The following is a 24,572-nucleotide window of genomic DNA, read 5'->3' as shown; positions in this document are numbered from 1 at the left end:
CCGGCCCGCTGCCTCAGCGGCAATCCTCGATCACGCGGCTCACTTCGGGCCAGCTCGGAACATAGAGCGTCGGCTGCCCGCCGCTCGCAATGGCGAATCGGCCCCGGCTGAAGGCCATGGCATCGAGCAGCGGATCGCGTGCGCCGAGCCGCGCCTCGATCGTCGGCGAAGCGCTCGGCTGGCGCCTCGCGACCAGCGTGCGCGTGCTCTTCTCGGTGATCACCGTCATCGGCACTTCCTCGGCTGGCGCGCCGGCGCGAATCAGGCTGACGGTGCGGTCCGAAACGTTGCACCGCATCGCGAACAGCCCATTCGCGAAGCGCGCGACCGATTGCCCGGAGACCATGCCCCAGGTCCAGTCGCCCGGCGTGATCGGTGCGTCCTGCCAGTCGACGGGCGGCGCCGTCGTCGGCAAGGGCCGGGGCGCGGCGGGTGGAGGCGTCGTCGGTGCGGGCGCGGGAATGACGCGGCGATCCGAGCAGGACGCGGCAAGGGCCATCGCGCCGAGGACCGCGAGGAGAGCGAGGGGGCGGATTGCCATCATGGCCTTCGTATGGAATCACTCTTGGTCTATCACAAGCCCCGCATCCCCATGACCGTCCCGCCCAAGACTCCAGCCGGCGCAAAAAGCCGGGTCGACCAGTTGCTCGTCGAGCGCGGCCTCGCCGAGAGCCGCACCCGCGCGCAGGCGCTGATCATGGCGGGCGTTGTCTTCGCGGGCGAAACCAAGATCGCCAAGGCCGGACAAACGGTCTCCACCGACGTCGCGCTCGAAGTGCGCGGGCGCGATCATCCCTGGGTTTCGCGCGGCGGAATCAAGCTCGCCCATGCGATCGAGCACTTCGGGCTGGACCCGAACGGCGCGGTTGCGATGGACATCGGCAGTTCAACCGGCGGTTTCACCGACGTGCTGCTGACGAAAGGGGCCGAGCGCGTCTTCGCGGTCGATTCGGGCACCAACCAGCTCGCCTGGAAGCTGCGGCAGGACCCGCGCGTCACGGTGCTGGAGAAAACCAGCGCGCGGCTTCTCACGCCCGAACTGATCGATGCGCCGTGCGACTGGGTGGTGTGCGATGCGAGTTTCATCGGGCTGGCCAAGGTGCTGGAGGCTCCGCTGCGGCTGGCCGCGCCCGCGTGCACGCTCGTCGCGCTGATCAAGCCGCAGTTCGAGGTGGGGCGCGGCGAAGTGGGCAAGGGCGGTGTCGTCCGCGATGCGGCGCTGCACGAGCGGGTTTGCGGCGAGGTGCGCGAATGGCTCGAATGCTCCGATTGGGATGTGCGCGGACTCGTCGAAAGCCCGATCAAGGGCCCCGAAGGCAACATCGAATTCCTGATTTGGGCCAAAAGGGGCTGATATCGGGCGGACTGTCGCATTGCACCATCGTTAGCATTTCTTAATAAACACGGGGCCCCTGCTCGATTCGGGAGACTGCGCCGCTCATGAATGTGATTGCTTCAACCGGTCAGCTCCGGGCCGGGCTCTTGCGATGGACGCTGCTGACCGTACCGACGATGCTCCTGCTCGGGCTGCTTTCGGGAACGCTTTCGGGCAGCGGGGCCGGGAACGTCTGGTTCGCGACGCTGGTCAAGCCCGCCGCCTACCCGCCAGCCTCCACCTTCGGCATCGTGTGGCCGATTCTCTACGTACTGATGGGGATTGCGCTGGCGGTGATCTTCGCGGCGCGCGGCGCGCCGGGTCGCGGCCCCGCCGTAGTCGTGTTCGTGGTTCAGGCCGCGCTCAATCTCGCCTGGTCGCCGGTTTTCTTCGCCATGCACGATATTCTCGCGGCGCTCGTGGTGATCGCGCTGCTCGATCTCGCGGTGCTGGCGACGATCCTCCTGTTCTACCGCGTCCGGCCGATCGCCGCGCTGCTGCTGGTGCCCTATCTCCTCTGGATCGGCTTCGCGACGTACCTCAACTGGGAACTGCACGTGCTCAACCCCGTCACGGAGAGTGTCGAAGTGAGCGGGGCGGTGCAGCGAATCGAGTTCTGAGGGCTCTTGTTTCCGGCCGCGAAGGCTGCCACCTAAGCAGTATGCAAAGCGAAAACCCCTTCGTCTCCGACTTCGTCAAGCTGATGAACAGCGCCGCCGGTACCGTCGCCGGGATGGGACGCGAGGCTCGCGATTCCGCGCGTGAGCGCTTCAAGGAATTCGTGGGTGACATGGATTTCGTCAGCCGCGAGGAATTCGACGCGGTCAAGGAAATGGCCGCAACCGCGCGTGAAGAGGCCGAAACCCTCAAGAAGCGCGTCGAAGAACTCGAGGCGCGGCTGAACGCCAAGTAGGCCGCGGCGCGACGATCACGGTTTCGGCACGGGCGCTGTTGCCCGCCGGGCCGAACTGCGCCATCGACCGGCCGGCATGCTGCTTTTCGGTTTCCTGTTCGTCCTTGGGTGCGTGGTTTCGCTGGCGGCGGGCCGAGCGATAGGGCGCTGGGCCTGTGCGCGGCTGGGCGATGCGACCCCGCGCTGGCTTCCCGGTATCGCGCTGGTGCCCGCGCTGCTGCCGCTTGCCTGGCACTACCAGTCGGCCCTCGCGCTCGCGCGCGCCGACTTGTCGGCGTCCAACGGCGATCTTGAGGGGCTGAGCCTGCTGGTGCCCTTCGCCGTCGTCGTCCTGTGGCTGGTCGGGACGCTCGCGGTGCGGCGGCTGCCGCTGCTCGCGGTCGCCTTTCCGATCCTTGCCGTGTTCCTCTACGTCCGGTTCGTCCTCGCTCGATTGCTCGGCCCGCCGCGCGACTTGCCGGTCGACCGCGAGGCGTTCGTCATCCTGCTCGGCAGCGAGGCGCTCGCCACTTGCGCGGCGTTCGGCTTCGTGTGGGGCGTGATCGGACTTTTGGGCATGCTGCGGTCCTGGCCGCGCGCGGAGCGGTGAACTTCTCTGAGACCGCGATCGTCTGCGCGGCGCGGCCGCATGGCGAGACCGCCGTGATCGCGAAGCTGATGACCGCGCGGCACGGCATGGTCGGCGCCTATGTCGCGGGCGGGCGCGGACGGCACTTGCGCCCCTTGCTCATCCCCGGCAACGAAGTCGCCGCCGAGGTGCGCGCGAAGTCGGAGGGACGCCTGCCGTTCGCGCGGCTCGAACTGGTGCGCAGCCGCGGCCCCTGGATGAGCGAGCCGCTGCCCGCTGCCGCGCTCGCCTGGGTGACCGCGCTCGCGGCGGCCGCCTTGCCCGAGCGTCACGCCTATCCCGCGCTGCATTCGGCGCTCGCGGCCCTGATCGAGGCGATCTGCGTCGCCCCCTCCGCGCGGCGCTGGGCGGGTCCCTTGCTTTCCTACGAAACGCTGCTGTTGCGCGAACTCGGCTATGGCGGGGGCAGCGCGCCGCCCGCCGAGGGCGCGTGGGCGGACTATCTCGGTGCGTTCGACAAGCTCGGGCGCCAGCTCGAACGCTATGCGCTTGCCGAACGTCGATCGGATGTTATGGCGGCGCGCGCCATGCTGCGCGAGCGGCTGGCACGGATCGAAGGAGGGTAATACGGTGAGCGGCGCCAACATGCGGATCGCGGTTTTTGCGGGGGACGGGATCGGGCCGGAGGTTGTCGGAGAGGCCGTGCGCGTCCTCGAAGCGCTCGATCTTCCCGGGCTGGACCTGATCGAGGGCGACGTCGGCGGGGCCGCATACCGCAAACACGGGCATCCGCTGCCGGCCGAGACGCTGGAGATCGCGCGCTCGTGCGGCGCGATCCTGTTCGGCGCCGTGGGCGATTTCGATCTCGACCACCTCGAACGCCATCTGCGGCCCGAACAGGCGGTGCTGGGGCTGCGCAAGGAACTGGGCCTGTTCGCCAACCTGCGCCCCGCTACGGTGTTCGAGGGGCTTGAGGATCTCACCACGCTGCGCGCCGAAGTCGCCTCGACGATCGACCTGCTGATCGTGCGCGAACTGAACGGCGACGTCTATTTCGGCGAGAAGGGCCGCCGCACCACGCCCGACGGGCGGCGCGAGGGCTATGACATCATGTCCTACGCCGAGGACGAAGTGCGGCGCATCGCGCACACCGCCTTCACCGCCGCCCGGGGGCGCGGCGGCAAATTGTGCTCGGTCGACAAGGCCAACGTGCTCGAGACCTCGCAGCTCTGGCGCGACGTGGTGATCGAGGTCGCCGCCGAATACCCGGACGTCGAACTCAGCCACATGTACGTCGACAACGCGGCGATGCAGCTCGTCAAGAATCCCGGCCAGTTCGATGTGATCGTCACCGGCAATATGTTCGGCGACATCCTTTCCGACCAGGCGAGCATGTGCGTCGGCTCGATCGGCCTGCTCGCCTCGGCCTCGCTGGCCGAGGGCACGTTCGGCCTGTACGAGCCGATCCACGGATCGGCGCCCGACATCGCGGGGCAGGGCCTCGCCAATCCGATGGCGACGATCCTCTCGGCAGCGATGCTGCTGCGTCACAGCTACCAGCTCGAAGCCGAGGCGGCGCGGATCGAGGCGGCGGTGGCCAAGGCGCTGACGGCGGGTGTCCGTGGCGGCGATCTGGGCGGAAAGGCCGGAACGCGCGAGATCGGCGACGCGGTTCTGGCGAATCTGTAAACAGGCTAAACGGATATTTACGAATTCTGTATAGCGGGCGTTAGATGCATTTGGTTCGCGACAATCTGGCTCAGGCCGTCGATGCCGCCGTCAAGCCGCTGGAGCTTGCCGTCGTGCTGCCGACCTTCAACGAGCGCAAGAACCTCGGCCCCATGATCGAGCGGCTCGACGAAGCGCTGCAAGGCATTGCCTGGGAAGCGATCGTCGTCGACGACAACAGCCCCGACGGCACCTCCGACGAAGCTCGCGCGATTGCGCTCAACGATCCGCGCGTGCGGGTGATCGAGCGGATCGGCCGGCGCGGGCTGTCGTCCGCCGCGATCGAGGGCATGTGCGCGACTGCCGCGCCCGTCGTCGCGGTAATGGATGCCGACCACCAGCACGATCCGCGCCTGCTGCCCGAGATGCTCAAGGCGGTGACCTCGGGCGAATTCGATCTCGCCTATGCCTCGCGCTTCTGCGACGGCGCCAGCACCGAGGAGTGGGGCCGGCCGGACCGGGTCAAGGCCTCGGGCCTCGCCAACCGCCTCGCGCGAAAGGTCACCGGCGTGACGCTGAGCGATCCGATGAGCGGGTTCTTCATGCTGCGCGCGGCCACGCTGCGCGCCGATGCCCACCGGCTTTCGGGCGTCGGCTTCAAGATCCTCCTCGATATTCTCGCCACTGTGGAGACTCCGTTGCGCGTGAAGGAATTCCCGATGTCGTTCGCGGCCCGCGCCGAAGGCGAGAGCAAGCTCGACCGGACCGTGGTGTTCGAATTCCTGGTCGGCCTCTATGACAAGTGGCTGGGCCGCATCATCCCGACCCGCTTCGCGCTGTTCGGCACGATCGGCGCGATGGGCGTGGTGGTGCACATGGCGGTGCTCTCCGCGATTCTTGCCGTATTCGGCGGCCCGCCGCTCAAGGGCCAACTCGTCACCGCCTTCGAAGTGGCGCAGACCATCGCCGCGCTCACCGCGATGACCTTCAACTTCTTCCTCAACAACGCGCTGACTTATGCCGACAAGCGGCTGACCGGCTTCGTCCCCTTGCTGCGCGGCTGGGCGAAATTCGGCCTCACTTGCCTGATCGGCCTCACCGCCAATGTCGGCGTGGCCGCGATCCTTGTGCGCTACGGCATCCACGAATACCCGGCTGCGCTGGTTGGCATCGTCATCGCCTCGGTGTGGAACTTCGCTCTGTCGTCCAAGTTCGTCTGGGGCAAATACGGCACCTGAGCGGCGTATTCTTGGCTGGGGCCGGCATAGGCCACCGCGGGGAACCGCCTCAGCGCCAGGAATCTAGCCACATCCACTTCGCGTAGGCCCGCTTGCCGTCGGCCAGTTGCATCGCCGAGATGATCGGGAAGAAGTACGCGAACATCGCGAAGGTCGCGATCAGCGAGAGCGGGGCAAGCCAGCGCCAGCGGTCGCGGCGGCTCCACAGGTCATCGAGCGCGAAGGCCAGGCAGGCCATCAGGAACGCGCCCGGCAGCAGGTAGTGGTAGTAGAACTGGATCGGCTTGCCGTTCACCACCCACATGCCCAGGCACGCGGCATAGAGCACGACGAAGCCGAGCAGGTAGGCCCGCTTGCGGCGCAGGCCCTGCCACAGGCACCACAGCAGCGCGGGCAGTCCCGCCAGCATCGAGAAGGGATTGCCGATCAGCACGATCCCGCGCTGGGCGCCGTCGACCGGCTCGTAGAGATACCATATCGCGCGCCAGTCGACGATCCACTGGTACCAGAAGCTGCGGTAGGGATGCGGTTTGCGCACGCTGTCCTGCAGCCGGATCATGAATTCGTGCTGCCCGATCACGTTCAGCGGATCGAGCTTCCAGCCGACCGGATAGAAGAACGCGGGCGCGTAGGTCGCCCAGTAGACGGCGAGCGGCAGCAGGCCGAGGAAGAAGACCGCCTCGGCCATCGTCACGCCGGAGATCGGGCCCGCGCCGCGCCTGCCGATGAAGACCGGCCCGGCGCTGCGGACGCGCAGCGCCAGGAAGGCGAGGCCGGGCAGGACGATCGCGGGAACGCCGCTCCATTTCGCGCCCATCGAGAGGCCGAGCGCCACGCCCGCCGCGAGCAGGCGCCAGCGCGCTTTCGCGGCCGGCGCCGCGAGCGCCGCGGCGAATTGCCACAGCCCGACCATCAGCAGCCCGGCGCTCACCATGTCGAGCATGGCGATCCGGCTCTGGATGAACCAGGTGAAGTTGGTCGCGAGCAGCAGCGCGGCGAGGATCGTCGCGCGCCGCCGCCGGCTCGACCACCATACGAGGCGCGAGAAGGCGAACAGGCCCACGCCGCCGCAGACCACCGAGGGCAGCCGCCAGGCCCACGAGGTGTCGCCGAACAGCCGGATCGAGGCGGCGATCAGCTCCTTGGCGAACAGCGGATGCTCGCGGTTGGCCGCTTTCAGTTCGAGCAGCTTGCGCGCGGCGGGGACGTAGTGGACTTCGTCGAAATAGAGCCGCGTGGGAATGCCGAGGCGCCAGACGGCCAGCGCGAGGAACGCCGCGGCGATCGCGATGCACCAGACCAGCGGGTCGCGATCATGGGCGGAGAAGCGGGCCATCGGCCGCGCCAGTAGCATGAACCGTCCCGCTCGCAAGCGAAGATCACTTGTCGTCCCGCGAGCGGGCGCTTGCGCGCGGGCGAGCGCGATTCTAAGGCCGGCGCGATGAAAAGAGATACCGGACAGGATCGCAGCAAGACCGCGTACTGGCGGCCGGCCACTCGTGCCGTGCGCGGCGGCACCTGGCGATCGGAGCAGGGCGAGACGAGCGAAGCGCTCTTCCTCACCTCGGGCTATTCGTACGACGACGCGGCGACGGTCGCGGCGCGCTTTGCCGGCGACCTCGACGGCATGACCTATTCGCGGCTGCAGAACCCGACCGTGGCGATGCTCGAGGAACGGATCGCGCTGCTGGAGGGCGCCGAGGCGTGCCGGGTGCAGTCGACGGGCATGGCGGCGATGACCGCCGCGCTGTTGTGCCAGCTTTCGGCGGGTGATCACATGGTTTCGGCGCGCGCCGCGTTCGGCTCTTGCCGGTGGCTGGGCGACAGCCTGCTGCCGCGCTTCGGCGTCGACGTGACCGTCGTCGACGCCCGCGACAATGCCGCGTGGGAAGCCGCGATCCGCCCCAACACCAAGGTCTTCTTCTTCGAGACCCCGGCCAATCCGACGATGGACATCGCCGATATCGAGGCGATCTGCGCCCTGGCGCGGGCGCACGGGATCACCACGGTCGTCGACAATGCCTTCTGCACCCCGGCGCTGCAGCGCCCCCTCGAATTCGGCGCAGACGTGGTCGCCTATTCGGCGACCAAGCTGATGGAAGGACAAGGCCGGGTGCTTGCCGGCGCGGTGTGCGGCAGCGAGGCGTTCATCAACGACAAGCTGCTGCCCTTCCAGCGCAACACTGGCCCGAACCTCTCGCCGTTCAACGCCTGGGTGGTGCTCAAGGGGCTCGAAACGCTCGACCTCAGGGCCCGGCGGCAGAGCGAGAACGCGCTCGAAGTCGGCAAGTTCGTCGAGGGGCGCGTGCCGGTCATCCTCCACCCCGGCCTCGAGAGCCATCCGCAGCACGCGCTCGCGCGCAAGCAGATGGACGCGTGCGGACCGATCTTCTCGATCGTGCTCGAGGGTGGCCGCGAGCAGGCGCATGCCGTGCTCGACGCGCTCGAACTGATCGACATTTCCAACAATATTGGCGACTCGCGCTCGCTGATGTGTCATCCCGCGTCGACGACCCATCACAACATGGGCCCGGAGGGCCGTGAGGCCATGGGAGTGAGCGAAGGGATGTTGCGCATCAACATCGGTCTGGAAGACCCCGCGGATCTGATCGAGGATCTCGACCGGGCGTTCTCGAAGGCCGGCCTCTGATCTCCAATCTGCCCGCGACCGGCGCCGCGGCGTTTCTCGCCGCGATCGTCGAATCGACCGACGACGCCATCGTCGGCAAATCGCTCGAGGGCGTGATCCTGTCGTGGAACGCGGCCGCCGAGCGGATCTTCGGCTATACCGCCGAGGAGATGACCGGGCGCAACGTGCGCAGTCTCATCCCCGAAGATCGTCAGGAGGAGGAAGACCGCATCATCTCCACGATCATGCGCGGGGAGAGAGTCCCTACCTTCGAGACCGTCCGCCGACGCAAGGACGGCAGCGAGGTTCAGGTCGCGATCACGGTTTCGCCGGTGCGCGACGAGGACGGCAATGTCGTCGCCGCCAGCAAGATCGCCCGCGACATCACCGAGCAGAAGCGCATTCGTTCGCGCCTTGCCGAGAGCGAGCAGCGCTTCCGGCTGATGGCGGACAACATCTCGCAGCTCGCCTGGATCGCCGACGGCGACGGCTGGATATTCTGGTACAACAAACGCTGGTTCGACTACACGGGCACCACGCACGAACAGATGCAGGGCTGGGGCTGGAAAGCCGTGCACCACCCGGAGCACGTCGACCGGGTGGTCGAGCGCATCCAGCACAGTTGGGACACCGGCGAGGACTGGGAAGACACTTTCCCGCTACGCGGCGCGGACGGAAACTATCGCTGGTTCCTCTCGCGCGCGGTGCCGATCCGTGACGAAGCCGGAGTGGTGCGTCTCTGGTTCGGCACCAATACCGACGTCACCGAGATGCGCGATGCCGAACAGCGGATCGAGTTGCTGCTGCAGGAGGTCAACCATCGTTCGAAGAACATGCTCGCGGTGATTCGCTCGCTGGCGCGGCGCAGCGACGCCAACAGTCGCGATTTCCTCGAACGGTTCGATCAGCGGATTGCGGCGATCGCCGCCAATCAGGACCTGCTCGTCAGCCGGGCGTGGTCGCAGGTGCCGCTGCGCGAGATGCTCGAGACGCAGCTCCAGTTCCTGGCCGACGCGCAGGCGCAGTGCGAGCTTGCGGGGCCGATAGTCGAACTGTCCCCCGCCGCCGCCGAAGCGCTCGCCATGGCGGTTCACGAGATGGCGACGAACGCGCTCAAGTACGGGGCGCTCTCGATACCCGAGGGACGGGTGCGGATCGTCTGGACCGTGTCGGGCGATGGCTCGTCCCAGGACCGGCGCTTCGCGATTTCCTGGCGCGAGAGCGGTGGGCCGGCGGTGGCGCCGCCGCAGGGGGCCGGCTTCGGCACGCGCGTGATCGTCGACGTGCCGCGCCACAAACTGGCGGCGCAAGTGAAGGCCGACTATCCGCCCGAAGGCTTCGCGTGGACTCTGGAATGCCCGCTCGAGGCGCCGTGATCCGGCGGGGCGAGCCTGGCCATGGCAGTTGTCGGCCCGAGATTTAGTCGTTAGGCTGAGCCTCGCGATGAAGGAACTTTTCCAGCATACAGCCATCACCGAGGGCATCGTCGTGCGGGTCGCGGTCAATTTCCTGCCCGAACAATCGCGCATCGAGGCCGGCAAGTGGTTCTGGGTCTATCACATCCGCATCGAGAACGATTCGGATGAGACCGTGCAACTGCTGACGCGGCACTGGCGCATCACGGACGGCAATGGCAACGTCAGCCTCGTGGAGGGCGATGGCGTCGTCGGCGAGCAGCCGGTGCTCGCGCCGGGCGCCACGCATGACTATGTGTCGGGCTGCCCGCTTTCGACGCCGCACGGCAGCATGGAAGGGCACTATACCTTTCGCGGCCCCACCGGGAACGCGATCAAGGCGTCGATCCCGTTCTTTCCGCTGGCCGCGCCCGCCACGGCGGGCTGACGCCGCGCCTCGACAGCGGACGCACCCGGCGATTGCCGCGCGCCCGACTTGGGCATAGGGAGGCGGCATGAAGCGTACCCACCTGCCGCTCAATGCCCTGCGCGTGTTCGACGCGGCCGCGCGCCATCTCTCGTTCACCCGGGCGGCCGACGAACTCGCGGTGACGCCCGCAGCGGTCGGCCAGCAGATCCGAGCGTTGGAAGACGTGCTCGGCGTCGTCCTGTTCCGGCGGACCAGCAAGGGCCTCGAACTCACCAAGGAAGCTAGCGAGGGGCTCGCCGCGCTGCGCACCGGCTTTCTCTATTTCGAGGATTCGGTCCGGGCGATGCAGGCGGGCCAGTCGAGCCACGTCTACACCATCGCGGCGCCGCGAGAGTTCTTCGCCGCCTGGCTGGCGCCGCGCCTCGCCGCGTTTCGCGCGGCCAATCCCAGCGTGCGCTATTCGCTGGTCGAGGACGAGATGGCTGACTTCACCGAAGCCAATCTCGACCTCGCGGTGCGCTGGATCGACGGGCCGGGCGACCTCGAGGGTGTGCCTCTTGGCTTGCCCGAATGGACCGTTATCGGCGAGGGCGACTGGATCGGCTGGCCCGGCGATCCGCACCCCGCGGGCGATGACACGGCGCCGCCGGTCATGGTGGGCGACGCCGGACAGGCGCTCGCCGCCGCGCGCGCGGGTATCGGCCGCGCGCGCATCCCGGCGCTGCTGGCGAACGCGATGGGCACGCAGGCAGCCGAACCGGTCACCGCCGCGAATGAAGCCTGCCGCCGGGCCTACTGGCTGGTCGCGCCCAAGCCGCAATGGCGCCAGAGCAAGGTGCGCGATCTGGTCGAGGCGCTGACTGCGGAGTAAGCGCGCGGTCCGCTTGCGTCCCGGGGGCGTGGGGCGCCGGCCCGGTCCACCGCGCTCTGTCCCGGCATATGGCGTCGCGCCGAGGCGGCGGCGGGGAGTTGTACCGATTGCTCGGACGTCCCGCCCGTGCGATCTTCGGGTCGCGCGATTGCCGGGCGCCGGCCGATCTTAGCCCGGTCAGGTTCCGGACAACGGGGAAGCGGCTGTTCAGATGAGTCTCGAGAACAAGGTCAAGCTCGCGCTGCTCGCTCTCGGAATCGCCGTGATAGGGTTTGGCGTTCTTGATCCGGATCGGACAGTGACTCGAACGGCTGTGGACTATGAGGCTGAGGAGCCGTGACCGGGTCGCCCTGCGGCGGCCCCGTACTCCACGTTGACGACGGACGGCCGATCTTGACCAGCGTCGTGAGCATGATGAACAGGAATATGTTCACGGGCACGAGGAAGCCGCCGTTCAGAAAGAGAAACTGAACCGCCAGCGCATAGCCGACCGCGAACGGAGTGCTGCCCCTGAAAATCGCCGCGAGCAGGCTCGCGAAGAAGACCCCGCCGACGAGAATTCCGTACTCGTTGGCGACCTTGGTCGCGGGGGTCCAGACGATGTTCGGACCCTCGGGCATCTGGCCGGCGCCGATCCCGGTCAGCGCGACGGACTGGTGCGACAGGTTCTTGATCGCGAAATCGTATTGCGCAACGAAGCGCTGGTTGGCGCTCGAGCCGTCGCGGGCGAAGTCTTCGGAGCGCTTGGCGACGTTGTCGAAAACGCCCATGCTTGCCGCGGTGATCACCGCGATCGGGGCCAGGACGACCGCCGCGGCGATGATCTTGGGCTTGAGGTGGGGCAGAACCACGGGAATGCATGCGGCCAGGAGGAGGAAGCCGGTGCCGCTGAACGTCAGGATCTGCGCGACGGCGAGCAGCGCCAGATAGGCGAAACGCCGGAAGAAGCAGATCTCGATAACGATGCCCGTGGCGATGATCTGGGCGAGATAGGACACTTCGAGATAGAAGAAGCCGTTCGGCTTGTACCACTTGCTGCCCCATTCGAGGGGCTGGATGTAGTTGTAGTGCACGAATTTGAGTTGTTCGGGCAGCAGATGCTCCATGTTGGGCATCGGCAGCCCCGCGAACTGGAATGCCCAGTCGGCCAGAATCATGCAGGAACTGAAGGCCGCGAGCATCTGAAAGACGCCGAGCAGCCTGAAGTAGGTCGGCCGCGACACCTCGGTCCGCACGGCGAGCGGCATGTAGAGCACGAGAACGAGCAGAAGCGAGGTCAGCGAATGCGCGGTCACGAGGCTGAGCGTGACGGCGCCCGCGCAGAACAGCAGCAACAGGAAAAGCACCGTGAGGTCGATGTGCGCCCGGTTCGTCGCCAGAAGCAGGAAGATCAGCAAGTATTCCAGCAGGATCGTGATTTCGAGCGGGGTTCCGGCGCCGAGCGGGACGGAAAGCTTTTGCGCGAGGATGCCGATCACCAGAAAGAAGGCGGTGATCGTGAGCACCCGCTCTTCGGCCTTGTGCCGCGCCGTCGTCTTGTTTCGGATAGGGGTGTGGTCCATGCGGAAGCTCTGGCCGTCACTCGCCGGATCGCGCAGCGGCGTATCGGCGGGGCGCGGGACCCGTGCGGGCGTCGCTGCCGGCGCCTCCGTCCAGAAAGCGCCGCGACGCGATCCGCTCGCCGATGCGCAGCGCGACCAGATTGAACAGGTGCGTCGCCAGCAGGGCGAGACAACATCCGACCAGTCCGTATGGGCGCGCCAGGAGCAGAAAGCCGACCGCGACCGATGCGGTGACAATGCGCAGGGTCAGCAGCAGCCGGCTTGCCCGCAGGACGATGAGGAAAGTGTCGGAAGGCTGGTTCATGCACATCGCGAAGAACACGAGGCCGAGAATGCGGATTTCGAGCGTCTGGTCGGCATACTTCGGCCCGAAGGCCGCCATCAGAATAGGCTCGGCAAATATGATGAGTGTTCCCAGATAGAGGCCGGTCACCAGCGCCAGCAGGCGGCGCGTCTTGCCGACCGATTGGCGCAGGCCCGCCAGCCCGTCGGAAGCCAGCGCGCGCGCGGCACGCGGCTTGTCCAGAGAATCGACCGCCGTCACCATGCTCACCGCCGGATTGGTGATCGATCGCGCTGCGTTGAATGCCGCGGCGGCCAGCGGCCCGTTGATCAGTCCGACCAGGACGACGACCGAGGCGTTGTAGATCGCGTGGGGAATGCTGGTCATCGTCTGCCAGAAGGCGAAGCCGCGGTTGTGCGACCAGATCTCGAAGCCCTCGCGCAGGCGCGGCCGACCCGGCGGCAGGGCCCAGGCGGCCACCGCGCCTCCCAGGACGCCGGCTCCAAGCCACGCGGCGGCGCCGGCCGTCGCAGACACATCGAACCGGAGCAGCGCGAGCGCAAGGCCGAGGCTGGCGAGCAGATAGCAGCCTGATGCGAGCGCGGCCGTGACCGGCAAGCCGGCCTGGAACAAGCAGCGCCGCCCGAACTCGTAGAACTGCAGCGCCGGCGTCACCAGCACCGCCAGGGCCATGGCGTCGACGAACCATGCGTTGCTTTCGTTCGGACCGCCGAGCCAGGCCGCGATCCCTGCGATGGCCGCAAGGCAGACCGCGATCGCCGCGAGCCATGCGAGGTTGAGCCACCACCATCGGCCGTCCGCATCGGTTCCCCCGTCATCGCCCTGCCCGACGTCGAGGATGAACGGCAGGACGATGGCCGTGCGGTGCAGACTGGCCACGAAGTAATGGACGCCCAGCATCGTCCCGATCGTGGCGAAGCCTTCGTGCGTGAGGCTGCGCGCGAGAACGATATTGACGGCGAGGTTGGCGACACCCTGCAACCCCTGATCGCCGAATGCCGCGAGTCTGGCGACATGGGGCTGCATGCGGCTGCCGAATGGAACGGCACCGATGAGGCGATGGGCGAAGGCATCGAGGCCTCTCACGCCCGCATGCGCCGTGCTTCGCGCCGCGCCGTGCTGCTGAGGGCCGCCATCAGTTGCTCGCCGCGCTTGTCCCAGTCGAAATTGTCCCGGCAGTACGCGAAAGCGGTGTTCTGCAGTGTATCGAGACGAGCGGTATCGTCGATCAGGGTGGGGACTACAGCCGCCATTTCGTCGAGCGTATCGACGCCGTGGTAGTGGACGCCGTCCACGAAGGTCGTTCCCGTCATCGCAGAGCGAAGCCCGAGAATCGGAACTCGCAGCATCGCGAGTGTCAGCACGCGCATCTTGAAGCCGCCACCGAGGTCGTCGGGCACGAGGCCGAGGCGCGCGCCGTGCAGATACCCGGGCATGTCCTCGACGAAGCCACGGAACGTGCAGTCGGGGTGGCGGGCGGCCAGTGCCGCGAGGTCTCCGGCGCCCGCGATCTCGATGCTTACTCTGGCGTCGGTGCCATGGCGGCTCAGAGCCTTGAGCGCGTGTTCGAGCACCAGGAGCTTGTGCGCGGATTCGCGGTTGCCGATGATCGTCGCCATCCGCGGCGTATCGGCGTCGATCCGGCGGGTGGGCGCGACCGGTCCCCTGTACCCCGGCCGCAGGACGAGGCCGGGCGTGTCGCACTCATTCGCGAATGCATGGGCATCCTCGTCGATGATGGCGGTGACGAGGTCTGCGGCCGCATTTGCGGCCAGTTCGAGCCTGCCGGCCTTCCATGCGTCATATCCGATCACGAGGTTCTTGGGGAAAGCGAAGCTGCGGGCCGCCGCGCGCCGCAAGGAGCGTTCGTGATTGTGGGTGATCATCACCAGCGGCACATCTAGCCCCGCCGCGTTCATGGCGCGCTTCAGCGGTGCGACGATCCACGCCATCGCGATGAAATCGACAATCACGGCGCCGCTCGTGCGCGCGAGTTCGACCGCCTTGGCGAGGTAGGCGCGGGAGCGGAACCGGAAGGCCACGTCGGGCAGATCCGACAGCACCCCGCGCAGGCGCGAGGGACGCGAATAGGGCAGGGTATGCCAGGTAATCGGCTGGCCGGCCGGGATCTGGACCGTGGCATCCTGGTAGGCGAGCGCCTGCACCGGCGTCTGCCGACAGAGGCTTTCCAGCAGTTCGCGGCTGTATTGAAAGGCCCCGCCGTAGAGCGGTGGATAGGGCGGAAAACGGGTCAGCCACAGGACGCTCAACGGGCGAGGCCCGTGTCGCGGGCGGGACCGCCTCGGCAGGGCCGGTCGGTGCCGGATCCGAACGCAGGCAGACCACCGGCAACGCGCGATTCCCAAAGAGAACCACCCATAAGGTATTCTACGAATGACATTGCGGGGTGAATCACCGGGCCTCCGAACTGAAAGACAACCTGTCCAGACAGTGCCTGTCCAAGCTTTCGCGCCTCGCTTCGAAACTATTTTGCTGCGGTATTTTGTGCAACGCACAATCTGGTGCGTTATGGTTCATTCGGCACTTGAACTCTTCGCGATCTGTTGGAGAATTCCGCAGCGGCCGAGTGTGTTGTCTCAATCCCGGCGAGAGCGGCGTTCCGATCTTGGCTCGCCCGCATCGGCACGGCCGCACGAACTCCGCTGCTTGCCGATCGCGATCATCGCAAGAGCCTCGGGGCGCCACGTTTACCTGCGGTTGCGTCGCATTCGGCCCGAAGGCAACGCGCGGGCGACGACCCGCGCCGATCGCACCCGTGCGGACCGCCTTGGGCAATTCCAGCGGTCTTTTGCGCAAGGTCTGATCGCGGTGAAACGCGCCGTACGGTGCGTTCAGGCCAGCAGTCCGTCGCTCATCGCAAAATATCACATGCCTAAAAAAACATTAAAATCCCGTGTGATTGCGGTCATATGTCAATATTACCTATATAAATTGAATGAAGATTGGATGTCTGTTGTAGTATATAGTTATAATAAAGTGGATTTAATCCGTTTTGGGCCAATTTCGTGGCCTAATTGGATGGTGAAGTCATTGATCATTTCCGTGGATCACTGCAAAAATGCAGAGGTGAAGTCGAGCAGTGATTGAGCGGAGATGCTCATTGTCGGTGTCAGTGTCGAGGCATTTCCAGATCCTGATCGGCTTCTGCCGTTGCCGTGCGCACGTTCGACTGCGGCGGGCGGCGGGGGCAAGGCCGGCGCGGCGATTGGAGTTTGCGATATTGCCCGATTCCAGCACATCCCGTTTTCCGCCGCGAACCCGCGCGGCCGGCGTTTGCGAGGTTCATCCCACGTCTCTGTCTCGCGTCTCGCGCGTCCCGAGTGCGACTGCGCGGATCGGTAGCGCGCGCTTGTCGTTCGAGCCGCGCGCGGACGAGGCGCGGGCGAAGTGAGCGAGGGGCCCGCCATCGTCGCAGTGGGTTACAATCGGCCCGATGCCCTGGCGCGCCTGCTCGATGCGCTGCGGCGCGCCGCCTATCGGCGGGCCGCTCCCCTCGTGATCAGTCTCGACTGTTCGGGCGAGGCCGGCCCCGGCGCGATAGCAGAGGCGTTCGACTGGCCTCATGGTCCAAAACGGATCATCCGTCATCCCGAGCGCCTCGGATTGCGCGAGCACATCCTGCGCTGCGGCGATCTCACGCGGGACTATGGCGGAATCGTTCTGTTCGAGGACGACATCATCCCCGCGCCGCACTTTCACGACTACGTTCTGCGCGCGATGCGCTTTTTCGAGGGCGACGACCGCATTGGCGGCATCGCGCTCTACAGCTATCGGCTGAACGAGTTCGACAATCGCGATTTCGAACCGCTCGACGACGGTTCGGACGTCTTCTTCCTCCAGGTCGCCGCCTCCTGGGGGCAAGCCTGGAGCTTGCGCCAGTGGTCCGGGTTCCGCGAGTGGTACGCCCGCCACAAGGACGAGCCTTTCTCGGTCGAGGACGGAACGCCGCGTCAGCTTGAGGCCTGGCGCGCCAATTCGTGGAAGCGCTTCTACATCCGCTATCTGGTGAAGACCGGCCGCTACTTCGTCTATCCGCGCGCATCACTCAGCACCAACATGGCGGTGCCGGGCACGAACACCAGGCGGGCGGTCAGCATCTATCAGGTGCCGCTCGATCTGGCCCCGCGCGAATGGCACATGCTCTCGCTCGACCGGTCGCGGGCACGCTACGACGTCTTCGCCGAACCCGAGGCGGAGTGCCTGTGCGCGCTCAATCCGACCTTGGGCGAAGCCGACTTCGATGTGGACCTGTTCGGGTCCAAGCCCGGCCCGGCGCTGCGCAGGCCCCGGCTGCTGACATCGCGTGCCGGCAAGGCCGATCGCGGCTTCGGCTTGCTCGACGGCGCGCCGCCCGCCGCGGCGATCGTTCAGAACCTGGGCGGGGATTTCTTTCGCATCGGCGCGAGGGAGCGGTTTGGATCGCTGTCGCTCCGAAGGCGCCTGAAGCTCATCAGGGCGACCCAGTCGGGGCGCTCTCTCGACGCGCTGGGGTTCCAGATGCTCAAGCCGGTGCAGACCGAACTGATGATCGCGCGCCAGACTCGCCGCGGAGCCTCGCGGAGTGCTTGATGCGCCCATCTCCCATATCCGCCGCGCAGGCCTCGCCCGGGGGGGGCTCCGCGCCGCGCTGGCGGAGATCGCGAAGGGCTTTGATCCGACGCTGCTCGTGGCGGCAGACGCGCGTATCGCGGATGCGGCGGACGCCTTTCTGGGCCCCGCGCTCGAGGCGCTGCGCGCGGGGTCGGCATTCGGCGCCTCTCTCTCGTTCCCTCGCTTCCGGCCCGGCACGCGCATTCCGGTGGTCCCGCTGGAGGATGGTTCCGACGTGGTGTTCGGGCGGTGCGCGCCGGATGTCGCGGGGCTGTTCGAGCCGGACGGCGCTCGTGCCATCCTCGAGGCCTGGCCCGCGTCCGATGCGGATGGCTTTGCGCGGGCGCTCGCTCGCCTTGGCGGCTTCGTGCTGCTGCCACGATCGCCGCTCGCATGCTTGCCCGGCGGGCGGGGGGCGATGCGACGCAACCTCGCAGTAGGCTGGCGCGACTGGCGGATTCCGCGGCCGGACGATGCGCTCGCGCTGTATGATTGCGACTGGAACCTCGTCGAAGCGGCCGCGCGCCGTCTCGGTCCGCTAAGGTCCTACCGGAATTTCAGGATCGACCTTTGGGGACAGAGCGCGGCGTCGTTGCGCGCAGACCTCATGGTGTCCGCACGCCCATGCCGGGCTCCGATCCTGCAATTCCCCCTCAGCTTCATGCCGCTGGAGGCAAACCTCACGATGGCAAGCACTCCTGGAACGAGCGGGCCGGGCTTCTTCTCGCTTGGCGCCGAGCGAGATTTCGAGGCGATGCCCGCCGCCTCGCGCGAGCGGTTGTTTCGCCATGCCACGCGCTACAACGCGATCGACGACTATTTGGGACAATTCCTGGCGCCGGTGAAAAGGCGCCTCGCGGAGCGATGGCGATGAGCGCGGCGAAGCCCGCGATCCAGATGATCTGGACAAGGCCGGTGGACGAGCAGCCGCAGGCCGGCCGGCTGCGCATAGCGGCGTCGATCCGCGATGCGCTGCGCGAAGGGGCCGAGGTCAACGAGATCGTCATTTCGACGGCGATGGAACTCTACGGCCGGGCCTGGCCGTTCGCGGTCGGCTGGAGTTGGCTCAAGGCCTTGCTGCGGGGCGAGATGCTGCCGGTACAATGCGCGCTGTTCGCAACGGGACGCCAGGTGCGTGAGGTCTGCGAAAGGCTCGATACCGGAGCGGAAGCGATCTACCTCGACGGCGTGCGCTCGCTGGCGGTGCTGGAGGCGGTGCGAAACCGGAATCCGACGGCGCACATCGTCGTCGACCTCGACGACCTCATGTCGCGCCGGATGCGGCTTCTGCGCGCGCTGGGCGAGACCTTGTCGCCCGGCTACCTGATCTCGCGGCTGTCGCCGACGGTGGTCCGGTTGCTCTCGGGAACGCTGGGCACTCTGCTCGTCCGCTACGAGGAGCAGACGCTGCGCGGCGCCGAGGCACGCGTCTGCGAGCTTGCGGACGCCATCGTCCTCCTGTCGGACGCCGACATGAAGGAACTCGAACCGTCGGGATGTGCCCGGCGGCTGCGCATCGCGCCTTCGCATTCGACACTGGGGAACGGCCTGCCCGCGAGGCTCGAGGGCGCCTTGCGCTTCGTCTTCATCGGCAGCGACCAGCTCACGCAGAACCGTCTGTCGATCGACTATCTTCGCGAGTTGTGGCGCAAGTACGAGATCCCGACCCCGCTCGTCATCTACGGCATCCAGAGGCGGCAGGTCGAATTGCCTCCCAACGTGAGATATGGTGGATATGTCGCTGACCTGCAGGAGGTTTATGACGGAGAGAGCATTCTTCTCGCGCCTTCGTTTCTGCGCGGGGGGATCAAGACCAAGGTGCTCGAGGCCTTTGCCTACGGCGCGCCGGTCATCGGCAATTCCGCCAGCTTCGAAGGTCTCGACAATTTCGACTATCCCCTGACAGTCGACGACGAAGCGCAACTGGTGGCCTTGCTCGTCGCTCCCGAGGCGTTCCGGGCGCGACTCATCGAGGCGGCACGCTGCGGGCTCGATCGTATCAGGAAGGCGCATTCGCCCGAGACTTTCACGCGGACCTGGCTTGAGGCCATGGGCATCGCCCCGGTGGGTTTGCCGTGTGTCCATGCGCAGCGCGGAGTCGAGGTCGGATGATGGGCGCCCCGCTCCTGAGGGTTTCGTGCATCGCGCTGGCCATGCCGTTCGCGCTGCTCGCGGCCTATGGCCTGCAACCGCTGCAAGGCGAGGAGGTCGGCAAGCGTCTCGATCGCTCGAAGCTCGAGCTGGTCTTCGCCGAAGAGTTCGATGAACCGATCTCGTTCTACGATGTCGAGCACGCGCCCGAGGGCCGTTGGAAGACCAATTTCCGTCATGGCGTTCAGGACCCGGCATCTCCCATTGCCTGGCAGGCGCGAACGCTCGTGCCGAACGAGGAACTCCAATACTACGGAGACCCCTTTCGCGACGCCAATCCCTTCGAGTGGCGGCCCGGCGAACTGACCATCGTCGCCACGCGATCCGAGGTCGGTGCGCCGCATGGCCTGCCCTATCTCTCGGGGTTGATCACCACCGAAACGTCTTTCGAACAGACCTACGGGTATTTCGAGGCGCGGGTGACGATGCCCGTGGGCAAGGGTCTGTGGCCCGCCTTCTGGCTGATTCCGGGCCTCGTGCCCCAGCCCGAGCCCGGGGCGCCGCAACCGATCCGCGAAGTCGACGTGTTCGAGAACATCGGCAAGGACGGTGAAGTCTACGCGTCCGTCCACCGCGAGGAAGACGGCAGGCACATCACCGACAATCAGCGCATCCCGGTCGATACCGTTACCGAGCCGCACACCTACGGCGTCTTGGTCGGGCGGAACACGATCACCTGGTACGTCGACGATGTCGCGGTCAAGGAAAGTCCGAACGTCGACTTTCACAAGCCCGCGCACATGCTGCTGAATCTCGCGGTCGGCGGCGACTGGCCCGGCAATCCCGACGCCACGACGCGGTTTCCCGCCCGCATGACGATCGACTGGGTGCGCGCCTATCGGCTGAAGGGACCCGCCTCGTGAGCTGTGTCCGCATCCCGGGCGTCGGGCTCGCGGATCGGCGGAAATGCGCCGGGCCTTCCGGTGCCCCGCCTCACGGCGATCACGCGGGAGCGAGGGCATGAACGCGATCCGCACGGACTGGGTGGCGCGCATGCTGGGGGTCCTGCTGGCGTTCCATGCGATGGCGGACCTGCTGAGACCCGAATTCATCCCGGTCAACCCAGGGTCCGACGTGATCGCCCACGAACCGAGCTTCTGGAGTTCGTTCATTCATCTTGTGGTGACCCTGGTTGTCCTGCCCTTGTCGCTGTGGGCGGGCCATTTCGGGCGCTGCGACCTGACCCGCTCGGGATGGTTCGCCTTGCTCACGACCGGACTGCTCCTGTTCGTCGCGATCAGCTTGATCCAGGTCGATACGATCATGCCGCTGATCTACTTCGTCCTGCTGGCAATGGTGCTTCTGGCCGCACTGGTGTTCGCCTCGACCGACCTGGCCCGGGACGGCGGCTTCCAGAACATGCTCGCGGCCGCGGCGATCGGCTACGGCCTGATCCTGTTCGCCGCGATCGTGATTGGCGAGTATTCGTTCGGCCGCCTCGCTTCGAGAGCGGGACCGACGAACCTGGGCCTCGTCGCGACGATGTGCCTGTGCTGTTCCGCCGCGATCGAGCATCCGCGGCTGCGGTGGGGGCTGATCGCGCTCTCGGCGCTGACCCTGTTCCTCACTTCGGCGCGGGGCGCGATGGTCACTAGCTTCGCGGCGGCCCTCGTCATGATCGTGATCGCCATAGCGAGGTGCGAGCCGCGGCGGCGCATGGGCTACTACGCCTTGTTCCTTTGCGGTGTTCTGACGCTGCCGCTTCTCATCCCCTATGTCGTCGAAGATCTCTTGCGCGTCGACGATCCCCGCCGGGGACTCGGGTCCGGATTGACCGGCCGTAGCGAGGCCTGGGGACAGGCCTTGCGGCTGTTTGCCGAGAACCCCCTGACCGGCGTCGGCTACCGCACCCACGAGACCTACATCACCGTGGCGACGTCCGCGCATGAGGCCTATCTCGCGGTTCTGGCCGAACTCGGACCGCTGGCGCTGTTGATCTATCTCTTTCTCATCGTCGGCGCCTTCGTGCGCGAACTGATCCGGGCGCTGAGGTCCGGGGACCGCGCCTCGATCGCATCGGCGGCGTTCATGTGCGCCTTCATTCTGATCGGGTTCACTGAGAACATGGCGCTGGCGACAGGATTGCCGATGCCCTTTGCGATGATGTTCATAACCGCTTTTGCGTGGCGGCGCGGCTTGCGCGCGACGCTTGCCGACAACGCCAAGGCATCCGCCCGGCGCGGGCCTTTGATGCTGACCACCAGCTATTCCGCCGAGCCGGCGATGCAGCCCGACCAATCGAAAGGGAGATCGACAGCATGAGCCCCAATACGATGGGTCTGTCACCGCTCGGGCTGGGATGCTCGCGCATAGGGTCGTTCAACAATCCCCAGTCTCTCGGCGAAAGCCGCGCGCTGATCGAGGCCGCTCTCGATATGGGCGTGACGACGCTCGATACCGCGAACATTTACGGCCAGGGCGACAGCGAGAAGCAGATCGGACGTGCCGTCTCGGGGCGGCGTGACAAGGCATTCATCGTTACCAAGGCGGGCCGCGGATTCTCCACCAAGATGCGGGTCCTGGCGCCGCTAAAGCCGCTGATCAAACCAGCACTGGCGGCGCGAAAGCGGCGATCCGGTCCGCCGGAGAGCAACGCCGTCTCGTCACGCCGAGAAGACGCGCTGCGGATGGACTGGTCACCGCACAGCCTTGCGCGAAGTCTCGACGGTTCGCTCGCGCGGCTGGGGACCGACCATGTCGACGGCTTTCTGCTGCACAGTCCGCCCGCCGGGATCGCTCGGGACGCGGGGGTCGCGCAGGCGCTCGCCGAGTTGAAGGCGCAAGGCAAGGTGCGGCACTTCGGAGTCTCCTGCGACGATCGCGAATGCTTCGAGGCCGCGATGTCCATGCCGGGGATTACCTTGGTGCAATTGCCCTGGACCATCGTCGCGGGGCTGCGGGATCAGGAGGTGTTGCATCTGGCGGAGCGCGGCATCGCGGTGATGGCGCGCGAGATCGTTCGCATGCAGCCCGCGCTCAAGCCGCTCGACGCGGTGCGAAGCGCGATCAGCCACCCTGCGGTGGGCTGCACGCTCGTGGGAACGACCTCGCGCAAGCATCTCGAGGCCTTGGCCGAACTGACCGTGCGCCAACCCGAGACGGAAGGGGCCGCGCCATGATCCGCGATGCGCGCAAGGCCGGGCTCCCGGCCGAGATCAATGCCGACGTGGCGATCGTGGGTGCGGGCGCGGCGGGCATCGTCCTTGCCCTTGAACTGGCCGATGCCGGCATGAAGGTCGTCGTGACAGAGGCCGGCGGCGACAAGTTCTCGCAGGCCAGTCAGGAATTCTACCGCGCCCAGAGCATCGATCCCGAGGGGCACGGACAAGTCGACATGTTCCGGCGGCGTAACCTCGGCGGCTCGACGGCGGCATGGGGCGGGCGCTGCATCCCGTTCGATCCGATCGATTTCGAGGACCGGCCCTGGCTGAACAAGGCCCGTTGGCCGATCGGCCATGACGATGTTGCGCCCCACTATGCGCGCGCGCTCGAATATCTCGACGCGGGCGTGCCCGAGTTCGAGGCAGCCCAAGCCTTGCCGGGTGAACCGGCGGACCTGGCCCCCGGCGTGCGATCGAGGGACGTGGTGCTCGATCGCATCGAACGATTCAGTCATCCGCTCGATCTCGGCAAGGGCTATCGCAAGCGGCTGCAGAGCGATCCGCGGATAACCCTGCTGCTGCACGCGCCGGTGCTGTGCGTTCTGGCCGAGCCGGGGGGCAATGCGGCACGCGGCGTGCGCGTCGCGCGAACGGATCAGGCGGCGCCGCTGGAGATCTTGGCGCCCACGGTCGTGGTGGCGGCGGGCGGTCTCGAGACGGTTCGCATCCTGCTCCATTCCAACGAAGAGCGCCCCTGCGGACTGGGCAACGACAACGATCTCGTCGGCCGGTTCTACCAATGCCACATCGAAGGCGAATTCGGCGAGATCGCCTTTCCGAAGGACGCTCGCGACGTACGCATGGATTACCAGCGCACGGCGACCGGAATCTACTGCCGCCGCTACATCTGGGTTTCGCCCGAGGCCCAGCGCAAGCACCGCCTGGCCGGGCTCGTGCTGCGGCCATACCATCCGAATATCGTCGATCCGGGGCACCGTAGTCCGATCCTGTCCTCGATGTATCTCGTCAAGGATCACATCGTGCCGGAATATGCGCGCAAGCTTACCTCGCTCGAGGAGATCAAGCGCCGCGAGGTGGGGGCGGGATCGCTCAGGTTCTGGGCCCGTCATGCCCGCAACATCGCGCTGGGCGGCCCCTCCCTCGCGCGTTTCACCCTCGACTTCGCGCGTCGGCGGACGTTCGCCAAGCGCAAGCTTCCCTCGGTGGTCCTGACCGACCCGCGCGGGATCTATCCGCTCGACATCAACGCCGAGCAGGAGCCCAACTTCGACAGCCGAGTGACACTGGGCAACGAACTCGACCGGAATGGACAGCGGCGGCTGCGGATCGAATGGCGCACGACCCGCGCCGATAACGAGCGTCTGGTCGCGGGCCTTCAACTCGTGGCGCATGCCTTCGAGCGCTCGGACGGAACACGGGTCAAGCTGACGCGAGAGGATCTCGACCGGGCCATGCACTGGAAGGTGCCCGTGGGCGGCCACCACATCGGCACCGCCCGGATGGCCGACTCGCCGTCGGACGGCGTATGCGACGCGAATTGCGAGGTCTTCGGGACGCGTGGGCTCTACCTTGCGGGCGCCTCCGTGTTTTCCACTTCGGGCTTCGCCAACCCCACCCTGACGCTCGTCGCGCTCACCTTGCGGCTGGCGCGCACCCTGATCGAGCGCGGCCGGCCCGGGCTTGCGAAAGAGACCGTCGGCGTGCTCGAACAGGCAGGTTAGCGGACCAGGAGTTGC

Annotated in this window: 24 protein-coding genes; 19 read left to right on the top strand and 5 right to left on the bottom strand. The window is 66.8% G+C overall.

Translation table 11 applies throughout. The features are described 5' to 3' along the window. Nucleotides 1-13 precede the first annotated feature (13 nt). Entirely contained in the window at nt 14-541 is a 528-nt protein-coding gene (locus B2G71_RS05270; protein ID WP_141521501.1) for a hypothetical protein, read from the bottom strand. Nucleotides 542-592: 51 nt separating this feature from the next. On the opposite strand from B2G71_RS05270, the gene B2G71_RS05265 reads away from it, so the two are divergent. The 7 genes from B2G71_RS05265 (at nt 593) to B2G71_RS05235 (ending at nt 5,762) form a co-directional block, all read left to right on the top strand. Beyond that, the gene (locus B2G71_RS05265; RefSeq protein WP_206049327.1) at nt 593-1,354 is read left to right on the top strand and encodes a TlyA family RNA methyltransferase; all 762 of its coding nucleotides are present in this window, start codon (nt 593-595) and stop codon (nt 1,352-1,354) included. 86 nt (nt 1,355-1,440) lie between these two features. Continuing rightward, nucleotides 1,441-1,995 carry a TspO/MBR family protein gene (locus B2G71_RS05260; protein ID WP_098104673.1) on the top strand — a complete coding sequence of 185 codons (555 nt, stop codon included), beginning with the start codon at nt 1,441-1,443 and terminating at the stop codon, nt 1,993-1,995. A 41-nt stretch (nt 1,996-2,036) separates the two neighbouring features. Continuing rightward, nucleotides 2,037-2,288, top strand: coding sequence for an accessory factor UbiK family protein (locus B2G71_RS05255; RefSeq protein WP_098104672.1), 252 nt, complete (start codon nt 2,037-2,039; stop codon nt 2,286-2,288). Between the two features lie 76 nt (nt 2,289-2,364). After that, a complete protein-coding gene (locus B2G71_RS05250) occupies nt 2,365-2,877 on the top strand; it encodes a hypothetical protein (protein WP_098104671.1) in 513 nt (170 codons plus the stop codon). Further along, complete coding sequence (locus tag B2G71_RS05245; protein WP_098104670.1) at nt 2,874-3,482, top strand: recombination protein O N-terminal domain-containing protein; 609 nt, start codon at nt 2,874-2,876, stop codon at nt 3,480-3,482. Before B2G71_RS05250 ends, B2G71_RS05245 begins: the two co-directional genes overlap by 4 nt. Nucleotides 3,483-3,501: 19 nt before the next feature. Further along, nucleotides 3,502-4,545 (top strand): 3-isopropylmalate dehydrogenase, encoded by a 1,044-nt coding sequence (gene leuB, locus B2G71_RS05240; protein ID WP_098104952.1) that lies wholly within the window; start codon nt 3,502-3,504, stop codon nt 4,543-4,545. A gap of 44 nt (nt 4,546-4,589) precedes the next feature. Continuing rightward, nucleotides 4,590-5,762: a glycosyltransferase family 2 protein gene (locus tag B2G71_RS05235; RefSeq protein ID WP_098104669.1), complete on the top strand. Its 1,173-nt coding sequence runs from the start codon at nt 4,590-4,592 to the stop codon at nt 5,760-5,762. A 49-nt stretch (nt 5,763-5,811) separates the two neighbouring features. Here the strand turns inward: B2G71_RS05235 and B2G71_RS05230 are convergent, their stop codons facing one another. Next, on the bottom strand, nt 5,812-7,098 hold the full coding sequence (locus B2G71_RS05230) for a phospholipid carrier-dependent glycosyltransferase (RefSeq protein WP_098104668.1): 1,287 nt from the start codon (nt 7,096-7,098) through the stop codon (nt 5,812-5,814). A gap of 105 nt (nt 7,099-7,203) precedes the next feature. On the opposite strand from B2G71_RS05230, the gene B2G71_RS05225 reads away from it, so the two are divergent. The 4 genes from B2G71_RS05225 (at nt 7,204) to B2G71_RS05210 (ending at nt 11,086) form a co-directional block, all read left to right on the top strand. After that, the gene (locus B2G71_RS05225; RefSeq protein ID WP_098104951.1) at nt 7,204-8,412 is read left to right on the top strand and encodes an aminotransferase class I/II-fold pyridoxal phosphate-dependent enzyme; all 1,209 of its coding nucleotides are present in this window, start codon (nt 7,204-7,206) and stop codon (nt 8,410-8,412) included. Then, nucleotides 8,409-9,767, top strand: coding sequence for a PAS domain S-box protein (locus B2G71_RS05220; RefSeq protein WP_346426929.1), 1,359 nt, complete (start codon nt 8,409-8,411; stop codon nt 9,765-9,767). The genes B2G71_RS05225 and B2G71_RS05220 overlap by 4 nt, the downstream gene beginning before the upstream one ends. Nucleotides 9,768-9,834: 67 nt before the next feature. Beyond that, on the top strand, nt 9,835-10,233 hold the full coding sequence (gene apaG, locus B2G71_RS05215; RefSeq protein WP_098104666.1) for a Co2+/Mg2+ efflux protein ApaG: 399 nt from the start codon (nt 9,835-9,837) through the stop codon (nt 10,231-10,233). 67 nt (nt 10,234-10,300) lie between these two features. Continuing rightward, nucleotides 10,301-11,086 (top strand): LysR family transcriptional regulator, encoded by a 786-nt coding sequence (locus B2G71_RS05210; protein ID WP_098104665.1) that lies wholly within the window; start codon nt 10,301-10,303, stop codon nt 11,084-11,086. Between the two features lie 230 nt (nt 11,087-11,316). Here the strand turns inward: B2G71_RS05210 and B2G71_RS05205 are convergent, their stop codons facing one another. From B2G71_RS05205 to B2G71_RS05195, 3 genes are read right to left on the bottom strand one after another with little or no spacing between them, the layout of a single operon-like run. After that, the gene (locus B2G71_RS05205; protein ID WP_098104664.1) at nt 11,317-12,648 is read right to left on the bottom strand and encodes a hypothetical protein; all 1,332 of its coding nucleotides are present in this window, start codon (nt 12,646-12,648) and stop codon (nt 11,317-11,319) included. 16 nt (nt 12,649-12,664) lie between these two features. Then, a complete protein-coding gene (locus B2G71_RS05200) occupies nt 12,665-14,038 on the bottom strand; it encodes an oligosaccharide flippase family protein (RefSeq protein WP_098104663.1) in 1,374 nt (457 codons plus the stop codon). Further along, nucleotides 14,035-15,117 carry a glycosyltransferase gene (locus B2G71_RS05195; protein WP_141521500.1) on the bottom strand — a complete coding sequence of 361 codons (1,083 nt, stop codon included), beginning with the start codon at nt 15,115-15,117 and terminating at the stop codon, nt 14,035-14,037. Before B2G71_RS05195 ends, B2G71_RS05200 begins: the two co-directional genes overlap by 4 nt. A 502-nt stretch (nt 15,118-15,619) precedes the next feature. Between B2G71_RS05195 and B2G71_RS23680 the strand changes: the two genes are divergently transcribed. The 8 genes from B2G71_RS23680 to B2G71_RS05165 all read left to right on the top strand — a co-directional run bounded on the left by B2G71_RS23680 (nt 15,620) and on the right by B2G71_RS05165 (nt 24,557). Beyond that, entirely contained in the window at nt 15,620-16,060 is a 441-nt protein-coding gene (locus tag B2G71_RS23680; RefSeq protein ID WP_141521499.1) for a hypothetical protein, read from the top strand. A 300-nt stretch (nt 16,061-16,360) separates the two neighbouring features. Beyond that, the gene (locus tag B2G71_RS05190) at nt 16,361-17,542 is read left to right on the top strand and encodes a glycosyl transferase family 2 (RefSeq protein WP_098104661.1); all 1,182 of its coding nucleotides are present in this window, start codon (nt 16,361-16,363) and stop codon (nt 17,540-17,542) included. Next, on the top strand, nt 17,535-18,437 hold the full coding sequence (locus tag B2G71_RS24025) for a hypothetical protein (protein WP_168176270.1): 903 nt from the start codon (nt 17,535-17,537) through the stop codon (nt 18,435-18,437). The genes B2G71_RS05190 and B2G71_RS24025 overlap by 8 nt, the downstream gene beginning before the upstream one ends. Continuing rightward, nucleotides 18,434-19,675, top strand: a complete 1,242-nt coding sequence (locus tag B2G71_RS05185) for a glycosyltransferase (RefSeq protein ID WP_168176269.1) — start codon at nt 18,434-18,436, stop codon at nt 19,673-19,675. Before B2G71_RS24025 ends, B2G71_RS05185 begins: the two co-directional genes overlap by 4 nt. Further along, entirely contained in the window at nt 19,675-20,577 is a 903-nt protein-coding gene (locus B2G71_RS05180; RefSeq protein WP_168176268.1) for a glycoside hydrolase family 16 protein, read from the top strand. The genes B2G71_RS05185 and B2G71_RS05180 overlap by 1 nt, the downstream gene beginning before the upstream one ends. Nucleotides 20,578-20,674: 97 nt before the next feature. Further along, a complete protein-coding gene (locus B2G71_RS05175) occupies nt 20,675-21,976 on the top strand; it encodes an O-antigen ligase family protein (protein ID WP_168176267.1) in 1,302 nt (433 codons plus the stop codon). Next, the gene (locus B2G71_RS05170) at nt 21,973-22,833 is read left to right on the top strand and encodes an aldo/keto reductase (RefSeq protein ID WP_098104657.1); all 861 of its coding nucleotides are present in this window, start codon (nt 21,973-21,975) and stop codon (nt 22,831-22,833) included. Before B2G71_RS05175 ends, B2G71_RS05170 begins: the two co-directional genes overlap by 4 nt. After that, nucleotides 22,830-24,557, top strand: coding sequence for a GMC family oxidoreductase (locus B2G71_RS05165; protein ID WP_098104656.1), 1,728 nt, complete (start codon nt 22,830-22,832; stop codon nt 24,555-24,557). Before B2G71_RS05170 ends, B2G71_RS05165 begins: the two co-directional genes overlap by 4 nt. Nucleotides 24,558-24,572: the final 15 nt, after the last annotated feature.

Origin of the sequence: Novosphingobium sp. PC22D (assembly GCF_002556635.1) — a bacterium.
GTDB lineage: Bacteria > Pseudomonadota > Alphaproteobacteria > Sphingomonadales > Sphingomonadaceae > Novosphingobium.
Note: the sequence above shows the minus strand (reverse complement) of the source record. Positions and strands in the feature narration are given on the sequence as shown.